We start from the raw sequence: 18,442 nt of genomic DNA, 5'->3' as shown, positions 1-18,442 counted from the left end.
CTTAATTTAAAGTATGTATTATGAGAAAATTTCTTCGTAATTAGTACTCGGGATAATCATGTTCTGGACATTTAAGCTAAAGTTTTTCTTCTTCTTATCCCACATACCGTAATTTGTCTTTATCTCTCCACTTCGATCATCATATTGATAAGTGATCTGATAGAATGGAACCCATTCGTCGTTTGTCCGATCCCAACGAAACGCTTTCTTCTCGGAAACCTTGCCGTTCTCGTTGTACTGGAACTCATATCTTACCTGTTTGTTCAACAGTCCGTTTTCCTGTAAGAATACCACTTTAGAGATAATCTTACCATTCTCCTCTTTTGTATCATATAGATAATCTTTAGGAGACGCTGCGCTTATCGCTAAACTACACATGAAAGTAAAAACTAGCGCAAGAATACTTTTACCCCAAACTGATGTCTTCATACTATTTTAATTTATAAGGTTACTATCATTTTGTACCGCGAAGTAAGGAAGTTTCCCGACAATCACCAAAAGCAAAGTGACAAATCGTTAGCAATATCACAATATTTAACACATTCAAGACCTTCATTCCCTTCGATTCCCCCATGTTTACTGACATATTGTAAACCAAATCGTAAGTTCCCCCGATTTTTAAATATCTATTATTTACCACCAGCCGGATGTAACTTTCAAAAGAAAACTTTAGACACCGCTTTTTTAATAAATTAAAAATCTATTGATTAATAAATATATTCTTACCTTTGCAAAGGCAGAATGCAAATTGATTTCTTGACATGCGACAAATAATGAAACTATTTATCACATCCTTTCTTTTTATCCTATTCTCAGGATGTACAAAGGATGTATATGATCCTTCCGATAAAATTCCGGGAGAAGGTACTAATCCATTCTCAAAGGTAACAATTTCCTCTAATTTCGATTGGTCGATGATACAAATATCCCACCTTACCGTACAATCTTTCGACCCCTATGATGGCACCTATAATTATCTGGTAGAAGTATTTGATAAAAGTCCGGAAGATCAAGATGCGAATCTTCTCGCTACCGGGGTTTGCTCAAAGAAAACGCTTTTCGATAAGAAAATTATCTATCCAAAGGGAGAGTCGGATCAAGTTTACATACAATTGACGACCCCTACCGGATATCAAGTTACCGCTCCTGTCACCTTAACACCGGGTAATGATAATGTCTGTGCTTTCGATTCGTTAGCCGTATCGCAGGAAACAACCGCTACTCCGGTTAGCCGTACCCCGACCCGAAGCGTGTCTTCCACCTATACATTTATAATAGAAGACTCTTTCCCTAATTATGGAGATTATGATTTTAATGATGCCGTGATAAAAGTCCAGATGAAAACTTCCATGAAAGACGATTATGTACAATTCGCCAATATAAAACTGACTTTCCGTGCATTAGGTGGAACTAAGCGGGCCGGAGCTTTCATCCATCTCCCCTGCATAAAGTCCAAAGACATCCAAAAAGCCGAGTTAAATGGCTGGACCACGACTCCAGAATCGGAAACCGAGACTCCGGTTTATGCCCTATCGGATGATATACATGGATTATTCTCTTTTCATGAAATGATTAATACAGATAATGACCTTCCATATAGGGGAAAGCAAGAACGTTTGATCACCTTTTCGTTCGCAGCCGGTGCCTTAAAAGATTTGACCATTGATGACATCGATCTTTTCACGACCGTATTAAAGCGGGAAGGAGAGGTCTTACGCACGGAAATCCACCAACGTAATTATAGCTATACCCCCAAAGGGGTCAGATACCGTTATTACTCAAATGATAATTGCATATGGGCCTTAATGATACCGGATGATTTCAAATACCCTGTGGAACATGCTTTTATTGGTGATGCCTATCCGGATCTATTGAAATGGGTAAGTGGAGATAGCAAACATGTACAATGGTATAAAAGTAAGAATACGGTTGATAAGTGGATTTATACCCGAGAACAATAACAACCTAAAATCCTCCGTAAAATGAAAACGACCGCCATCTTATTTCTTGCCTATCTGGCTTTATGCGTTCAGTGCTCAGTGCCGGAAAACAAGAGCACGAAAAAAGAGATTAGTACTCAGCCGATAAAGGTGGGTGTATTCGATGGGCATGGAGGAGCACAGACCTGTATTTGGGAAACTGTCGCCGCTATCCGGCTAGACCCGGAAATGGAGGTATGTACCATTACTACAGCAGATATAGCTAATAATGTGCTCGATTCGATCGACGCTATTATTATCCCGGGAGGAAGTGGCAAAAGTCAGTACTTAAACCTAGGGACCTTAAATCAACAACGTATCAAGGACTTCATCGCTAAAGGTAAAGGGGCTGTCGGGATCTGTGCCGGAGCCTATCTATTCTCGAATACTCCTGATTACACCTGTATACAGCTAAATGGACAGCAAGCGATCGACATCGAGCATGACAACCGAGGGCATGGATTAGCGAAATTCACCTTATGCGAGGAGGGTAAGAAGATATTCCCCGAATTAGCCGACCGCGATACGAGTTTCGTCATTTACTATGAGGGACCGGTATTTATAAACAATCCGGCTGATACGATCCAAAGCAACACGCTTGCCATCATGGAAAGCGATGTGCATGAGGAAGGAAACGCCCCGGCTAATATGACAAACGGTAAGCCATTCTTCGTAGCCAATAACTACGGGAAAGGGCGTGTTTTTAGTTCCATCGCCCACCCCGAAGGTACTCCCGGCATGATGTGGATGATCCCCCGGATGGTACGTTGGACCTTGAATAAGCCTTTTATCCCTTATCAATCCTCCGCCGTACGTCCAGACCTGTTCAATCATGAATCATTAATGGCTACCGATGATTTAAAGCAGGAAGAAAAAGCCTTTCAAATCCTTTTAAGCGGAGAAAGCGAGCAAAAGGTTGCCGCCTTGGATTGGCTGGAAGCACATCATTCATGGGACGCCAAACGATGGGTACAAGGATTGCTTTATGACGCTTCACCCGCCGTCCGTATCCGGGCAGCCCGATATATAGCGGATACCCATTACTTACCTTTCTTACCCAACTTACAGGCGGCTTACCGGACAGAAACCGATAAGGCGACCCAAGAAGAGTTAAAGACGCAGCTGGAGAAACTAACAGCCCTACTTCCTTAGGCTAGGGAGATTTAAACTCTCCCTAGATATTCATCTACCGTATAGTTTAAGAAACGATTGAATGGTAATAACAATTTAAAGTCATCCACCGCCTTATCCATCCAATCCGTAGCGTAAAAGAAATTATCCGGCTTATAAGACACCACGCTGAAATCCTTATGCTTCATGATATAACCATAAGGGGAATCCATTGGATAGCCGGCAGGCATGCGTTTCAGCATCTCCCCCTCTAACACCGGGAATGTTTTCTTAAATGTAGGTTCCTCGATAATAGCCGTAAATTCCTCGATATGATCGTATATATCCTGACGAAGTTTCTTTAATAGCGCAGGTGGCGGGCACCATACACCTCCGGAAAGCAAGCAACCTCCCGGCTCCAGATGGATATAATAACCACTCCGTTCGCTGGCACGACCACCTTGGGAGATGTAAGCGGCGAAATGACATTTATAAGGAGTCTTATCCGGAGAGAAACGGATATCCCGGTATATCCGGAACAAACAATCTTTCGCCTCCAACCCGGCTACCTCGGGATCGAATAAGGAGATACGACCTATTAAATCTTGTACCTCATCGATAAACCCCTTACGTAGCGCATCGTAACGATTTTTATTGTCTTGGAACCATTCCCGATTGTTATGGCTCCTCAACTCTGTCAAGAACTCTATGATCTGTTCATTCATAACTTTCTATTTTTAATCCTTACAAATGTAAGAAATATTAGAAACTGTAACCCAGATTCAGATAAAATTGCAGGTTATTATTCCGGTTCGACAATCCGAAGTTCGTATTCATCGGACCGAACATACTATTATAGGCATAACCGATGCTGCCTCCCCATACACTTTCTCCCTTGAGCAGGTCGAAGAAATTATCCTCATGGATCGCATAGTTGGCTATCAATGAGATATAGTGCCGCTGCCCGATACGCTGACGTAAGTTCAAACGGACGATCGCCACGGAATTATCGAATATCTCCATCCGATTGATCCCCGCGAACGGTAACTGCTGGGGAAGGTACCTTTCCGGCATATCGCCTCCCACCACATTCAAAAAGGGATAAGCCGGATCTTTCCCGATCAACACGCGACCATCGATAGACGGCAACAGACTCAAATGGGAAGTCAGCGGCAATACTGAAAGGAAACTGAGTTTCAAAGCGGAGAAGAAGGTATGTCCCTTATAAGTCACGAAGTTATCCGTATAAATGGAATAATCCGCTTGCAGAGAAACGCCTTTACTCGGGAAGTAACGGCGGTCCAAGGTTTCCAGATGGGCCTGAGCGAAGTAACTGATAAAGCCTTCCGGTTTTACTTGATACTTTTGGTTTTCCGCCGTATAAAGGAATGAGTTATAATCAAAATACTCATAACGGGCTCCTAGCTTCAACTTGAAATTCAGCCAGTTCATGTCCGAATATCCAAGTTCCACGAAATGGTGGCGATACGTCGTATTTACGATTTTATCCCCCCGGTTATAGACGTCGAGATCATGGTACGTGAACATGTAAGACAGATTGATGTTACGCAAGGGATTACGCTCTATCGCATAGTCCACTCGCCCATACATACGTTTCCCGATCCTTCCCGTTACGGAGAACTTCGAATGGTAACGAGCCCGATTGTCAAAAGTAGCATTCAGCAACAGGGCGACGATATCCTCACTATTAAAATTCAAGCCCACATTAATTGCGCTATTTGATTTTTCCTGTACCGTAAGCACCAAATCCTCCTGCCTCTCACCGACCAATTTATAGCTCACATTCGAGTAAAGATTTGTACCGATCACGATAGACATGGCTTCCTGCAATTTCTTCACGGTAAGCAAGCTATTCTCTTTCAAGCCGCTGATTTGCGTCAACCATTTCTCATCACGAGGATCTATACCTTCAAACAAGACACGCCGGATATGAAACGTATCGGTAGGGGCTACCGGATAGGAATGTACTAATCTGTTTCGGTGCATATCCGAACTATCGGATAAACCAATCTTCTTCTTTAAGGCAAGAATCTCATCCCATTGCTTGCGGGCGACTTGCTCACCCCGGTCAATCAAGGTATCCAGGGCCGTCTCCCCAAAACTAGCGGAATTATAAGGGTCTGTATTCGGGCGGAACAACAGATCGGTCTGTTCCTTATTCGGTCCGTATTTCTCATAACCATGCAAGGCGATGATCTGCCCTACGATATCCCAAGGGGTATTTATCCGCTCCAACTGTTTCAAGTCGCTAGTACCCAGATCTACGCCAATAATGATATCCGCCCCCATATCCCGTGCGACATCCGCCGGATAGTTATTCTTGATCCCACCATCTACCAACACCATGCTATCCAAACGTACCGGCGCGAACACGGCAGGAATCGCCATACTGGCACGCATTGCCAACGGAAGACTTCCACGATGGAAAACATATTCTTGCCCGTCCACCACATTCAACGCCACACAAGCGAAAGGTATATTCAATTGATTAAAATCTACGGAATCATGATAACCGATCGTTAAATCAGAGAAAAGGTTCTGGAGATTTTGACCTTTTATCATCCCTTGGATCGTTATCTCTTTTTTACTCCGGCCAAAAGGAAGGGAAAAGACATATCGCTCGGAATTCTCTTTCTCCGGAAAAGTAAGGTTACTACGTTTCACACGGTCACTTAGCAACATGCTCCAATCCTGCCAACGTACCATGCTATCGATCTCAGCGGCAGTATAGCCAACGGAATACAAGCCACCAACGATAGCTCCCATACTGGTTCCGGCAATATAATCAATCGGGATGCCGGCCTCCTCCAATACCTTCAACACCCCGATATGAGCGACACCTTTCGCCCCACCGCCTCCCAGCACCAAGCCAACCTTTTTCCGCTCAGCCATCACAGAAGGCACCAACATCAACCCAACCAACCACAATAAAAGGAACTTCCTCATCTAGATATTCTTTCCGGCAAATGTAGCTGGTTTACTCGAAAACGCAAACGGATTCATCTAGAATAAAACGTATGTTTACCTATATATAAAGTTTATCGCTATCTCATCTATTCTATAAACCATGCCGTGAACTGTATAAACCAAGGCGTGGTCTGCACATTCCACGGCGTGGTTTATACAGTTCACGGCGCTGATTTAAGAATAAATACTTATTCGCTATGGAATGTATAGGTTATCGGAGAACTATTTCAACAGGAGAGGAACATTTTATTTCCGGAACATAAGTGGGCAATAGATAGTATTTGATACAGTCTCCCTAGAATTAATAGGCATTTCTCTCTAAAATCGATTTACGTATTATGAATCAGGTATGTACGTGTTTATCAAAAAATAATATAGCCATCAACTTACTTTTTTCCAGCAAGGTAGCAGCCGGAGCAATATATTACTTTTTCTTTTTCAGCAACATGACCACAGGATTCGACTCTTCATCCAAGTTTGCGGCGATCTCCTTCAACTTTCCTTTTAGCTGGCCTTTCTCGTAAGCCTCAACTAAGTCCGGGGCATCTAGAGTTTGGCAGATAGCTATTTCGGGGTTTCTTGGCTCTGATGTTAGAGAGACTTCTTCCTTATTGATGAAATCATCATTGTATAGAATATAGCTGAATAAGGCATTTTCTTGTTTATCATACACCAGATCTTCACCAAGGAAACCTTTAAACGTCGTAAAGTCAACCTCTTTTCTCATGGTTCTCATGAAACAGTAGCGATCGGTGATGACGGTTGGAAAAAGAAATACTTTAGTATCCATGGAGGATATGGAAGGGCTTCTTACGATAAAAGGACTCAGATTACCATCCGGCAAGTAATGGAATATGGTATCAGACGATGTATTGACAAGTATCCATTTATCCCGATCCGGAAACGTAAGATAAAATTCCGGCGTAATGATAAACTCCCCTTCTGTTACAACCGGAGTCTCAGTCCCCTTAGAGGGAATTTGGATCTCATGAATGATACGGCCATCTTGCTTGGAAATAATCAAATGACACTCCCGCTTGCCTTTTTCCGATGGATAACTCTTATAGCAAATCAAATGATCACGATCATAATTAAATATATAATTATAATAACTGGTATCCGTGAACTTAAAACTCCTTTTATAGTTTCCTAATAAGTCATAGACACCTATTTTTCTCGCTGGATTATCCTTGACGAATATCTCATCGTTATCCTCATCCAAGACAAGCCCTGTAAGCTGCGTGTATTCCTCACCGCTTTGCCCTAAACGGTTTATCTTCCTTAGTCCCTTTCCGTTTCTATCGAAAACAAGAATATCCCCATCACTGCCCCGATTCGTCACCAGCATGATATCCTTTCCGATCGCTTTCACGGCACCTTTAGTTATAAAATCATCCGTGGTTTCCAACGCGATGTATTCCACGTCCATAAGGTCTTGAAGTATCAGTTCCTTTTCCGGATAATCGGCCATGACATCAACCCTAATAAGGTTATCGACAGAGGAAGCGGACCGATTGCCACATCCCATACATCCGACTAAAGCGAGCAGCATAGCCACTGCGTTCGTAGTTAATTTTCTCATTTTCATGATGTTTAAAGTCTTTCGTTCGATGTCATTTCTTGCTCTTTAGCGCTTTCTCTTTGTTCATCATCCGTATCATCTCTTTTACCTCATCGGATGTCTCTGGCAGTTGTTGGATCAGAGATTGGAGTTCATCTATAGAAAGCTGGCTTTTCCGGTTATCTGGAGCCAGCATGGTTTGCTCCGTGATACCCCGTTTGGACATATCCGAATTTAATGACTCCAAGAAAGGCCGGGTAAAAGTCAGGTCACTCAGATCCGACTCGTTTTTCAACAGTTCCTTTGCGTAAGTCACTTGAGCGAATACACCTCTCTGTAGCTCCTCCGCATTCTTGAATCCGGAGATATCCGGATGGCTATATAGGTTCGCGATCTCACGAAGCAATTCTACACGAGTACCCTTCACCTTCCACGCCCGATAAAGCAGACGGGCCGCCTCCTCTATCTTACCCGAGCTTCTGGCGCTCATGGCACGAATCTCCATGACCATCTCCGATTCCTCCGGCAATTGATTGATCAGGTTACGCAAATCCACGATAGAAATCTTGCTCTTTTTCCCATCCGGGTCTATCATAGTCTCCTCCGCCACATTACGGAAAAACATATCCTCATAGAAGGATTGCAGAAGCGCCCGGCTAAACACCATCGTCCTCTCGTCCGCTTTTTTCTTTAAGCTCTCATTCATATAAAGTACCAAGATAAAAAGACCTCGCTGACGATCCTCCTCGCTCTGGAATTTAGACACGTCAATCTCACTATACATATGCGAGATCGCCGCTAGGAAATCCAGTCGTTCCGGATTCTTCTTCCATGCCTCATAGTAGAGACGGGACGCTTCCTTGTATCTCCCGTCTTTTTGGTAAGTCTCCGCACGGAAGGCCAATAATTGATTTACCAAGAAACGATTGGGCTCCAATCCCTTTTCCGCCCGGTCAAATAAGTCGTAAGCCCGTTTCCGGTCATACGTCTTACCCAAGGCGGAACCCAATAAGAGGCATACCTCGACCGAGGTCGTATCCTGCTCATAAGCCATATCCAGAATATCTACCGAGGGCATATACAGACCGGCATAATACTTCGAGGCTCCCCCATATTTCAAGGTAAGGTAAGTAGAATCACCATCAGCCAACAAACCAGAGTAAATGGAATCAGCCTGAGCGAATTGTTTTGCCATATACAAACCCAAAGCTTTACTGCGTAATAACTGGCGATTCCCCGGATTGTAGATCAAGGCGGTATCGCAAATCGCTACCCCTTCTAATATATAGTCCGGACTACCGACACCCATACGATATAATGTATTTACCAAAGCACCCGCCAGTCCCGCATTCTCCCGGTTCAAGTTATACGCTTGAAAATAGGCGATCGTCGCGGACGGGTATTGCTCCAGCCGGGAATAACAATCGCCGATCGCACGGTATAAGGCCGTATTGTCCTCATTCCGGGCTTGTAGTTTCTCATACGTATCAACCGCCCTCTCATATTCGCCCAACTGGAAATACAACCGGGCCAATTGATAATTAGCATAGAAGTTTAGGCTATCGGCCGCTAATACCTTGTGGAAATACCGCTCAGCGTCTTTCGCCTTGCCCAAGTTCGTAGCCGTTCGGGCCAACGTATTTAAAATATCCAGATTAGTCGTGTCCATGGAGAGGCAAAGACGATAATAGTCGTAGGCTTGCCGGTAACGAAGCATCCCCTCGTAGGCTTGCCCGATAGCATTCATCACCTCATAATCGGAAGAATCAGCCGGGGTAAGGCTATCGGCACGGGCGATCACAGCCGCATATTGCTTACGGTTCACCAAGTCTTGCCAATTAAACTCTTGAGCATTCCCGGGAAAAATAAGGCAACAAAGTAACAGAACTGTAACTAAATTACATTTCGCATTCATATCTGTATATTTTTAAGATTACTGATTAAGCGACTAACATAGCCTCTATTCTTATTTCACTGTAACCGGAAAGTAATAGGCACCGTATATAAGACACGGACCGCCTTTCCGTCCTGACGACCGGGAGTCCACCGGGGCATCATTCCGATGACTCGCAAAGCTTCCGCATCCAAGGAGGGATCTATCCCCCGTATGATTTTAGGTTCCACGATATTTCCTTTCTTATCTACCACAAACGAACAGATCACACGACCTTGCACTCCCGCTTCCTGCGCATCCGTCGGATACTTTATGCTTTGAGCGATAAACTTTAATAATTCATGATCCCCTCCGGGATATTGCGGCATCACGTCCACTACCGTCAAAGTCTCTTCCTTCGTTTCTTCTACCGGACTTTTCAAACGGAACGTAATCGGGACCGTATATTTCACGGCGACCGCCTTTCCACGTTGCATTCCCGGATTCCAGCGAGGCATAGTGTTTATTACCCTTACGGCCTCCTCATTCAATAAAGGAGTCACTCCCCGAAGCACCTCCGGATTATTGACGGAACCATCACGCCCGACGATAAACGAGCAGATTACACGACCTTGTTCCCCGTTATCCTGACTCTCTTTCGGATACTTTATATTCGTGGCTATGTATTTCAACAACTCCGCATCCCCACCCGGGAAACTAGGCATCTTCTCTACCACGGTAAATACTTGCTCGTTCATCTCACGGGATTTGGAAGATAAGGACAAATGGGTATTATTTGTCATATCAGCAGCCAAGACCTCTTGAGACTCCCTTCCTTGATAGCTGCATCGCAAAATCGCATTCGCAGGGACCTCCAAAGAGAAAGCCCCTTTCCTATCCGTGATAGTCCCCTCTTTACCGCCCTTCACCACAACTGATGCCCCGATCAAAGGCTGCCCGGTCTCATCAACCAGAATGCCCGTAGCCGTCACCATAGCGTTCGAGACCGTAGCCTCATTCGCCAGACGGACAGTCAAACGCGCTACCGCCTCGATATTACTTAACAGCATCAAGATCCCTACCAATGGAATAAATATCAGATATTTCGTACGTACGATACCCGGGCTCCGCTTCTTGTTCATCATCATAATCCGGTTCTTCAGATGCAGCACATTGAAACTATTATACAAAGTAGTAACGGACTGATGATGAGCCAATCCCAATAAATGGTATTGATAGCTCTTACTATCGTAACCAGACTGGATCACCGTGTTATCCGCCAGATACTCCAGATTATGCCTAACCTCACGCTTCAATAACCATACAAAAGGATTAAACCAGCAAGCCATACACATCATCTCGCTCAAGATCACGTCAATCGAGTGCCATTGGGATACGTGCGTACATTCATGTGTCAATATCTCATCCGTTTCCTTATCCGAATGACTCTCCGGATGCAAGAAGACCATACGGAAAAAGGAGAATGGTCCGGCGGCCTTCCGCAACGCATAAACCGGAGTTTCATGAATAACAACACGCTCACTGGTATGAGCCAACCATAAGATACTGCTTAATTGCACGAGAAAACGTCCGCATAAGAACGCTACAATCCCCCAATAAATAAACCCCAAAGATCCCAGCAACCATCCATACCAATCCACGGACGCCGCGGCATCCGCTTTCGCCGTCGCCTCAGGCAACATAGCGGAATACATATAAATCACGTCCACTATAGGCTCTTGTTGCCTTACCCAATCTTGGATGTTCAGCAAAGGATAAAACAGAGCCAAGCCAAAGAACGCCAGCAATATCGCACGACGTAGCTTGAAGAACGTGTCCTTATAGAAGAACAACCGGTAGAAGGCGTAAAAGAGTACAAAGGCTACATTTACCTTCAATAAGTAGGCAAATTCCGGTGTCATGGTATGTGGGATTTAGGTTATTCTTTTCCTTTCTCAATCAAATCGATGATATCCTTTAGATCATCCGTAGAGATTTTCTGATCTTTCGCAAAGAAAGAAACCATTTCTTTATACGAGTTAGCGAAATAATTCGTTACCACGCCGCCAAGGAACGTACGTTTATATTCCGTTTCCTCTATCAAAGGACGGTATTCATACGTATTTCCATAACGTTTCGCCTTCACGTACTTCTTTCGCTCCAGATTCTTGATCACGGAAGCGAGCGTCGTATAAGGAGGTTTCGGGTCCTCGTATTTGGCCAGCACATCTTTCACAAAACAAGGACCGATCCGCCAAATCCAGCGCATCGCCTCTTCTTCCTGCATCGTTAGCTTCTCCATAAATCTTATCCTTTTATTAATGTATATCCACAAAGCTACGAAATAGTCGTAAACGGCATGCGGAAGGCACGTTAATTAACATTAAATAAGAATCACAAGACCTGCAATCGTGAATTATTGCAACTTAAATGTGATCGGCACCGTATATTTCACGGCTACCGGCTCGCCTCTTTGCGTGCCCGGTGTCCAACGAGGCATCATTTGCAAAACTCGAACCGCCTCTTGGTCTAATGCCGGGGAGATTCCTCTAATGACCTTGTAATTCGTAAGTGTTCCATCCTTCGTTACCACAAACGAACAAATCACACGGCCTTGCTCTCCTTTGTTTTGGCTTTCTTGTGGATACTTTACATTCTTGGCTATAAATTTCAAAAGCTCCGCATCACCGCCGGGAAACTTCGGCATCACCTCTACTACCCTAAATACCTGCTCTCCATTTTCCAGCGTATCTTCGTCCTCCGCTTCCACCTGTACTTGCTCTTTTTCCTTTGCAACATCTGTCGGTACACTGTCTTCTTTTTGTTCCGAAGACTGCCCACATCCTACACACATCGCCAAAGCGAACAGGATGATCATTGTGTTCATAATTGCCTTTTTCATTTTCAATCAGTTTTAATGTTATTTATACCGTTATTACACATACTTACCAACCTCTAAGCATATCCGGATATTACGTTGGTTTCGCAAATATACGAAATACTCGTAATATAAATATAAACAATACGTTAATTAACACTAATAGCCATCAAAGGCATAGAAAAGATAAAAGAACACGATTATTTACCGAACAGTTAAAATACACAATATGCCCACTTTGCACGTAAATATTAGTATATGGCTGATATCTACGCAGTTATACATACACGCCTATTACCGATCCAATTACTATCTATAATAAATCAGATTACTATCAATAGTAAATCAGATTTTCTATAGATAGTAACCATGAATACTATAGCTTCTATCGCTAGATTATTACAAGAAGTACAACCGAGCGATACATATCGAAGTCAGATAAGCGAATAAAACACAAAAACCGGATTGCCCTCCTCTCCTTTTAAGTTCAACTCCTGCGGAATCGTGATCGAGCGAAGCGATTTATATAAGTTTAGCTCATACGGGGTCACTACTTGTACCAGCTCATCTTTTATGACCCTCCCCCAGACCGGGAAATTCCGATAACTTCTCGTACCCTGCATGCCATGTTGAAGGTTCGCATCCGCCAGTTCATAGATAGAACCCGGCATCTCACATTTTTCCACAAGTGTCTTTCCCGTCTTTTTATCTACAGAGGCTATATAATAGCCTTGGTTATACAATAAGCGGAAATAATAATGTTCCGGAAACTCAATCATATCTTGCACAAAGATATCCTTGGGGTCCTTTTTTTCAATTCGCAAATTACTCATGTCCGTAACATCCAACGAACGAATCACTTCCGCATCCGAGTTTTTCAGATCAAGGACACAAGCCGCACTTATTCGATCCGCCGAGATACAGAAGACCGTATCATTACTACCGGTCTTAAACAACACGGAGTTTTGCGCATCAGAATAAGCGGGGGCGATACTTGTCGTGAACCCGCTCTTCTCATGAGGTAATAAAAAGGAATAAAAATCATTCTTGATCGCTATCGTATCCCCTTTCCTCGAAAATAGGCCTAATCCGAATCCTCCTCCGTTGAAAGGCTGAAAAGGGAATGATATGGCGGCGAAACGATCCTTTCCGATATGACGCATATAGATTACAGAATACTCATGGGTGGATTGTCCGATAAATTCACCTTCCAACGTATATTCCCAAACTCGATTATTACTAAATAAAAAAAAGCGGTCATTACGTTCGTCCACTTGGATACATGGCAGAATACCGCTAAATTCACCCGGCCCCTGCCCTTCTTTTACCAACGTCCGGATAAAACGCCCTTGCCGATCGAACAGGACGATACGGGGCTCTTTTACGGGAAGCACATAGATATATCGATCTGTCACGGCATAATCATAAACTCCGTCTATCAACGAGGCATCATCCGTGGTCACCTCTAAAGGGACAAAAGTAACCTCCTTGATCTCATCGCCTAATCCCAATAGCCCCGGTTTATCCATCCCCCCTCTTATATCTGCGGTTAAAAGAGAGGGCGCTTCCGTTGGCGAAGAACCGCATGACACGAAACAAGAAACGACAAAAACACTATTTAAATAAAACAAGATAGAGGCTAACTTTACACTTTTCATAACCATGCTTTTTTGCCTCCAAAAATATCCCGCATATCTCACAAATCACATGATAAATGAGAACAAAAATGAGAACAAACCTGCCAAGACCGCTATAAATACATAATAATCAAAAACTTGAGATAAACTCCACAAATGTCTCCGTAGAACCTTCTTTCTTAAAAATCTTCCGGAATAGACGAGGACGAAGTACCGAACTATTATATTTCAATACCCGTGTGATCTGGTTGGCGGGAACGCCGATCTTCGTAAGCATACAGACCTTCAACTCCGTATCGGAAATAGCAGGATATAGTTTTTTCAGCCGTAAGGTAAAGTCATCATAAGCCTTATTCAACAGCACCTCCAAAAGCTCCCAATCCTCAGAGACAATCTTGCCGGCATCCCGATCGTGGAACTTCTCATAGACCTCCGATTTCCGCAAGATCGCGACAGATAATAAATGCTTACTCTCCTTATTATGAATCGACTCGTTACAAATCTCCAGCCGTTGTTTTTCCAATTGTAAGGAAACCAACATCAACTCTTGATCCTTTTCTTCCTTTATTTTCGTAATTCTTTTTTCCAAAAGGGTGATTTGCCGTTCATTCTCTTCTTTTTCTTCTCGCATACGTTGTTGCTGGCTAGCAATCGAACGTCGCAAGGCTTCTTCCCTTCGAAGAGCGTTTTCCTGCGTATTTCTCCATCGCCGATAAAGGAGGAAGCAAATAAATAGGATTATGCCGATAATAAACGCATACAGATAACGCTCCTGTCCCCTTTGCGATAACATCAATTCTTTCCTATATAAGTCCTCACGAACCGGCCTTACATCATACCGGGAAGTGATCTGATAAATCGATTCTCTCGCTGACAGCGATCCGATAGAATCCCGTAACGTCTCGTATTTCTTGACTTCCTCCAGTATCCGGCCTTGTCCGGCCGTATCATTCAAGAGCTGATATTGGGCACTCGCTTTTCTCAAAAAAGACATAGCCTTGCCATATAATTCCTGCTCGGCGTACAGCCTCCCTATCTGGTTATATAACCGTCCCCAAAATTCGTAATCCCAATTCCCTCCCTCATATTCCAACGCACGTAAATAGCATTCCAAAGCTAGGGACGGTTGATCCATATCCTCATAGACTTTCCCCCGGTAAAACCACGCTTTGGGAGGCCAGTAACAGCCTCGTGTCGTCCTATAATAATCCGTAGCGATAGAGATTATGGAATCCGATGTATGCCTCAATCCCGCCTCATCCCGTGATTCGGTCCATAACAGACAATAACGGGCTTTCTCTCGAAGCGATAATCCATTGACATCCGTCACTTTCTCTAATAACACCAAAGCGCTGTCCGGATGATGCGGAATCAATTTCTCTACCTGCCAGAACAGGTTGCCATGCTTGTCGCTCCTATACGAAAAAAGCACAAGAACCAAGATCGCGATCGTAAACAATAAGATCGTAAACTTGATCCCTATAGAAAAATGCCGTGCCCCATTCAAATCCTTACGCATATAGGCAAATGTATATAAATTATTCATAAGGAAAGCCTTTTCCTTCCGCATTATTTCATGTGTCGGGGCACATGCCCTGACCTCTCCCATTAATGCAGAAATATTTCTTTAATCGTTTGCGCGATATATGGATTTAGCATACCTTTGCGTGATAATTACATAGTTTAAGTAGAAATTTCTAAATACAATTAAATAACTTAAATTATTATCTTATGTGGTTACTTAATTCTTCTATCGGGAAGAAGCTGATAATGAGTATATCAGGCCTCTTTCTTGTTCTGTTCTTATTGTTCCACCTGTCGATGAACGTGGCGGCCGTTTTCTCCGGAGAGGCTTATAACATGGTTTGTTCGCTGTTGGGCTCTAATTGGTACGCTGTGGCAGCTACTCTCGTATTGGCCGCAGGCGTTGTGATCCACTTCGTGTACGCTATCATTCTTACCTTGCAAAACCGTAAGGCACGTGGTAACGACCGTTACGCTATCAACGCTCGTCCGAAAGGCGTGGAATGGGCATCTCAGAACATGTTCGTTTTGGGTTTGATCGTTATCCTGTTCATGCTGTTGCACTTCAGCCAGTTCTGGTATAAGATGATGTTCGCCGAATTGATCGGTCATCACGAAGTTGCATTGGGGTCAGCTATGGTATCTCCACAAGACGGAGCCGCTTTTATCAACTATTACTTCCAAGGTAATGCCGTGATCACCGTTCTTTATTTGATCTGGTACGTGGCTTTGTGGTTCCACTTGACTCACGGTTTCTGGAGCGCTATCCAAACAATCGGTTGGAATAACACGATCTGGATGAACCGTTGGGAATGTATCTCTAAGATCGTAGCTACGGTTATTTGCGGACTTTTCGCGATCATTACTATCATTTTCTTCCTAAACGGAGTAGGTGCTTAATTGCAAGCTACAGGTTTTATAATTAAGAACTTTTGAAATTAAATCATTATGTCTGAAATAAATTCTAAAATACCTCAAGGCCCGTTGGCTGAGAAGTGGACTAATTATAAAAATCACCAGAAATTGGTGAACCCCGCTAACAAGCGTCGTTTGGATGTTATCGTAGTCGGTACAGGTTTGGCTGGAGCTTCCGCTGCCGCATCTTTGGCAGAGATGGGATTCAACGTATTGAACTTCTGTATCCAAGATTCTCCCCGCCGTGCGCACTCTATCGCCGCTCAAGGTGGTATCAACGCCGCTAAGAACTACCAGAATGATGGTGACTCTGTTTACCGTTTGTTCTACGATACGATCAAAGGTGGTGACTACCGTGCTCGTGAGGCTAACGTTTATCGTTTGGCTGAGGTTTCTAACTCAATCATCGACCAGTGCGTGGCTCAAGGCGTTCCTTTCGCTCGCGAATATGGTGGTTTGTTGGATAACCGTTCATTCGGTGGCGCTCAGGTATCACGTACGTTCTACGCCCGTGGCCAGACGGGTCAGCAGCTTTTGTTAGGCGCTTATTCAGCGTTGAGCCGTCAGATCGGTTTGGGTAAGGTTAAGATGTACACTCGTCATGAGATGTTGGATGTAGTTAAGGTAGACGGTCGTGCTCGTGGTATCATCGCCCGCAACTTGATTACAGGTAAGATCGAGCGTTACGCCGCTCACGCTGTAGTTGTAGCTACGGGTGGTTACGTTAATACGTTCTTCTTGTCAACCAACGCTATGGCATCTAACGGTTCCGCCGCATGGCAATGCTACAAGAAAGGCGCTTACTTCGCTAATCCTTGTATGGTTCAGATCCACCCGACTTGCGTACCGGTGAAAGGTGACTTCCAATCTAAATTGACTTTGATGTCCGAATCCTTGCGTAACGACGGTCGTATCTGGGTTCCGAAGAAACTGGAAGACGCTAAAGCTCTACAGGCCGGAACGAAGAAAGGTAAAGATATTCCCGAGGCAGACCGTGATTATTATTTGGAGCGTCGTTATCCGGCATTCGGAAACTTGGTTCCTCGCGACGTGGCTTCTCGTGCCGCTAAAGAGCGTTGCGACGCAGGTTTCGGCGTGAACAGCACGGGCTTGGCCGTATTCTTGGATTTCTCCGACGCGATCAATCGCTTGGGTAAAGAGGTCGTTAAGCAGAAATACGGTAACTTGTTCGATATGTACGAAGAGATCACGAACGATAATCCATACGAGACTCCGATGATGATCTACCCGGCATTGCACTACTCAATGGGTGGATTGTGGGTTGACTATGAGTTGATGACCTCCATTCCGGGTCTGTTCGCTATCGGTGAGGCAAACTTCTCCGATCACGGAGCGAACCGTTTAGGTGCTTCCGCTTTGATGCAGGGATTGGCCGATGGTTATTTCGTATTACCATACACGATCCAGAACTATTTGTCCGACCAAATCCAAGTTCCTCGCTTCAGCACGGATCTGCCGGAGTTCGTCGAGGCAGAAAAGGCCATCAAGGATCGTATCCAAAAATTGATGAACGTCAAGGGTAAAGAAACCGTAGACACTATCCACCGCAAACTAGGTCATATCATGTGGGAACATATCGGTATGGCACGCGACGCAAAAGGTTTGCAAGAAGCTATCCAGATGCTGAAAGACTTGAAGAAAGAGTTCTGGAGCAACGTATTCATCCCAGGCAACGCAGACAACTTGAATACCGAGTTAGAGAAAGCATTACGTGTAGCCGACTTTATCGAGATCGGTACATTGATGGCACACGATGCTTTGGACCGCGCTGAGTCTTGTGGTGGTCACTTCCGTACGGAGCACCAGACAGAAGAAGGTGAGGCCTTGCGTCATGACGATAAGTTCATGTACGTATCTTGCTGGGAGTACCAAGGCGAGGACAAAGATCCTGTCATGTTGAAAGAGGATTTGAACTATGAGTTCGTTGTTCCTCAAACACGTAACTACAAGAAGTAA

Annotated in this window: 14 protein-coding genes; 4 read left to right on the top strand and 10 right to left on the bottom strand. The window is 44.2% G+C overall.

Annotation, left to right across the window (positions count from 1 at the left end; all coding sequences use genetic code 11):
* Positions 1-18: 18 nt before the first annotated feature.
* Positions 19-429, bottom strand: coding sequence for a DUF3836 domain-containing protein (locus DWX33_RS16870; RefSeq protein WP_005863376.1), 411 nt, complete (start codon positions 427-429; stop codon positions 19-21).
* 332 nt (positions 430-761) lie between these two features.
* Here DWX33_RS16870 and DWX33_RS16865 point away from each other — a divergent pair, with 332 nt between their 5' ends.
* Together DWX33_RS16865 and DWX33_RS16860 are read left to right on the top strand one after the other, a co-directional pair.
* The gene (locus DWX33_RS16865) at positions 762-1,961 is read left to right on the top strand and encodes an LruC domain-containing protein (protein WP_121961181.1); all 1,200 of its coding nucleotides are present in this window, start codon (positions 762-764) and stop codon (positions 1,959-1,961) included.
* Between the two features lie 21 nt (positions 1,962-1,982).
* Positions 1,983-3,131, top strand: coding sequence for a BPL-N domain-containing protein (locus DWX33_RS16860; protein WP_005863380.1), 1,149 nt, complete (start codon positions 1,983-1,985; stop codon positions 3,129-3,131).
* 11 nt (positions 3,132-3,142) lie between these two features.
* On the opposite strand, the gene DWX33_RS16855 is transcribed toward DWX33_RS16860, so the two are convergent.
* The 9 genes from DWX33_RS16855 to DWX33_RS16815 all read right to left on the bottom strand — a co-directional run bounded on the left by DWX33_RS16855 (position 3,143) and on the right by DWX33_RS16815 (position 15,572).
* Positions 3,143-3,814, bottom strand: a complete 672-nt coding sequence (locus tag DWX33_RS16855) for a DUF2461 domain-containing protein (protein ID WP_005863382.1) — start codon at positions 3,812-3,814, stop codon at positions 3,143-3,145.
* A gap of 37 nt (positions 3,815-3,851) precedes the next feature.
* Positions 3,852-6,056, bottom strand: a complete 2,205-nt coding sequence (locus DWX33_RS16850) for a patatin-like phospholipase family protein (RefSeq protein WP_122380720.1) — start codon at positions 6,054-6,056, stop codon at positions 3,852-3,854.
* Positions 6,057-6,501: 445 nt separating this feature from the next.
* Positions 6,502-7,659, bottom strand: coding sequence for a 6-bladed beta-propeller (locus tag DWX33_RS16845; protein WP_057326100.1), 1,158 nt, complete (start codon positions 7,657-7,659; stop codon positions 6,502-6,504).
* A gap of 31 nt (positions 7,660-7,690) precedes the next feature.
* Positions 7,691-9,553, bottom strand: a complete 1,863-nt coding sequence (locus tag DWX33_RS16840) for a tetratricopeptide repeat protein (protein ID WP_057326099.1) — start codon at positions 9,551-9,553, stop codon at positions 7,691-7,693.
* Positions 9,554-9,609: 56 nt separating this feature from the next.
* Complete coding sequence (locus DWX33_RS16835) at positions 9,610-11,433, bottom strand: TonB family protein (protein ID WP_122380719.1); 1,824 nt, start codon at positions 11,431-11,433, stop codon at positions 9,610-9,612.
* A gap of 17 nt (positions 11,434-11,450) precedes the next feature.
* The gene (locus DWX33_RS16830; protein WP_005859967.1) at positions 11,451-11,813 is read right to left on the bottom strand and encodes a BlaI/MecI/CopY family transcriptional regulator; all 363 of its coding nucleotides are present in this window, start codon (positions 11,811-11,813) and stop codon (positions 11,451-11,453) included.
* 114 nt (positions 11,814-11,927) lie between these two features.
* Positions 11,928-12,413: an energy transducer TonB gene (locus DWX33_RS16825; protein WP_122380718.1), complete on the bottom strand. Its 486-nt coding sequence runs from the start codon at positions 12,411-12,413 to the stop codon at positions 11,928-11,930.
* 410 nt (positions 12,414-12,823) lie between these two features.
* Entirely contained in the window at positions 12,824-14,047 is a 1,224-nt protein-coding gene (locus DWX33_RS16820) for a 6-bladed beta-propeller (RefSeq protein ID WP_122380741.1), read from the bottom strand.
* A 109-nt stretch (positions 14,048-14,156) separates the two neighbouring features.
* Positions 14,157-15,572: a tetratricopeptide repeat protein gene (locus DWX33_RS16815; RefSeq protein WP_122380740.1), complete on the bottom strand. Its 1,416-nt coding sequence runs from the start codon at positions 15,570-15,572 to the stop codon at positions 14,157-14,159.
* Positions 15,573-15,757: 185 nt separating this feature from the next.
* Between DWX33_RS16815 and DWX33_RS16810 the strand changes: the two genes are divergently transcribed.
* Both DWX33_RS16810 and DWX33_RS16805 read left to right on the top strand, forming a co-directional pair.
* Positions 15,758-16,450, top strand: coding sequence for a succinate dehydrogenase cytochrome b subunit (locus DWX33_RS16810; protein WP_005859976.1), 693 nt, complete (start codon positions 15,758-15,760; stop codon positions 16,448-16,450).
* A 48-nt stretch (positions 16,451-16,498) separates the two neighbouring features.
* On the top strand, positions 16,499-18,442 hold the full coding sequence (locus tag DWX33_RS16805; RefSeq protein WP_005859978.1) for a fumarate reductase/succinate dehydrogenase flavoprotein subunit: 1,944 nt from the start codon (positions 16,499-16,501) through the stop codon (positions 18,440-18,442).

Origin of the sequence: Parabacteroides sp. AF19-14, assembly GCF_003635485.1 — a bacterium.
GTDB lineage: Bacteria > Bacteroidota > Bacteroidia > Bacteroidales > Tannerellaceae > Parabacteroides > Parabacteroides distasonis.
This window is presented reverse-complemented; position numbering and strand designations above follow the sequence as displayed.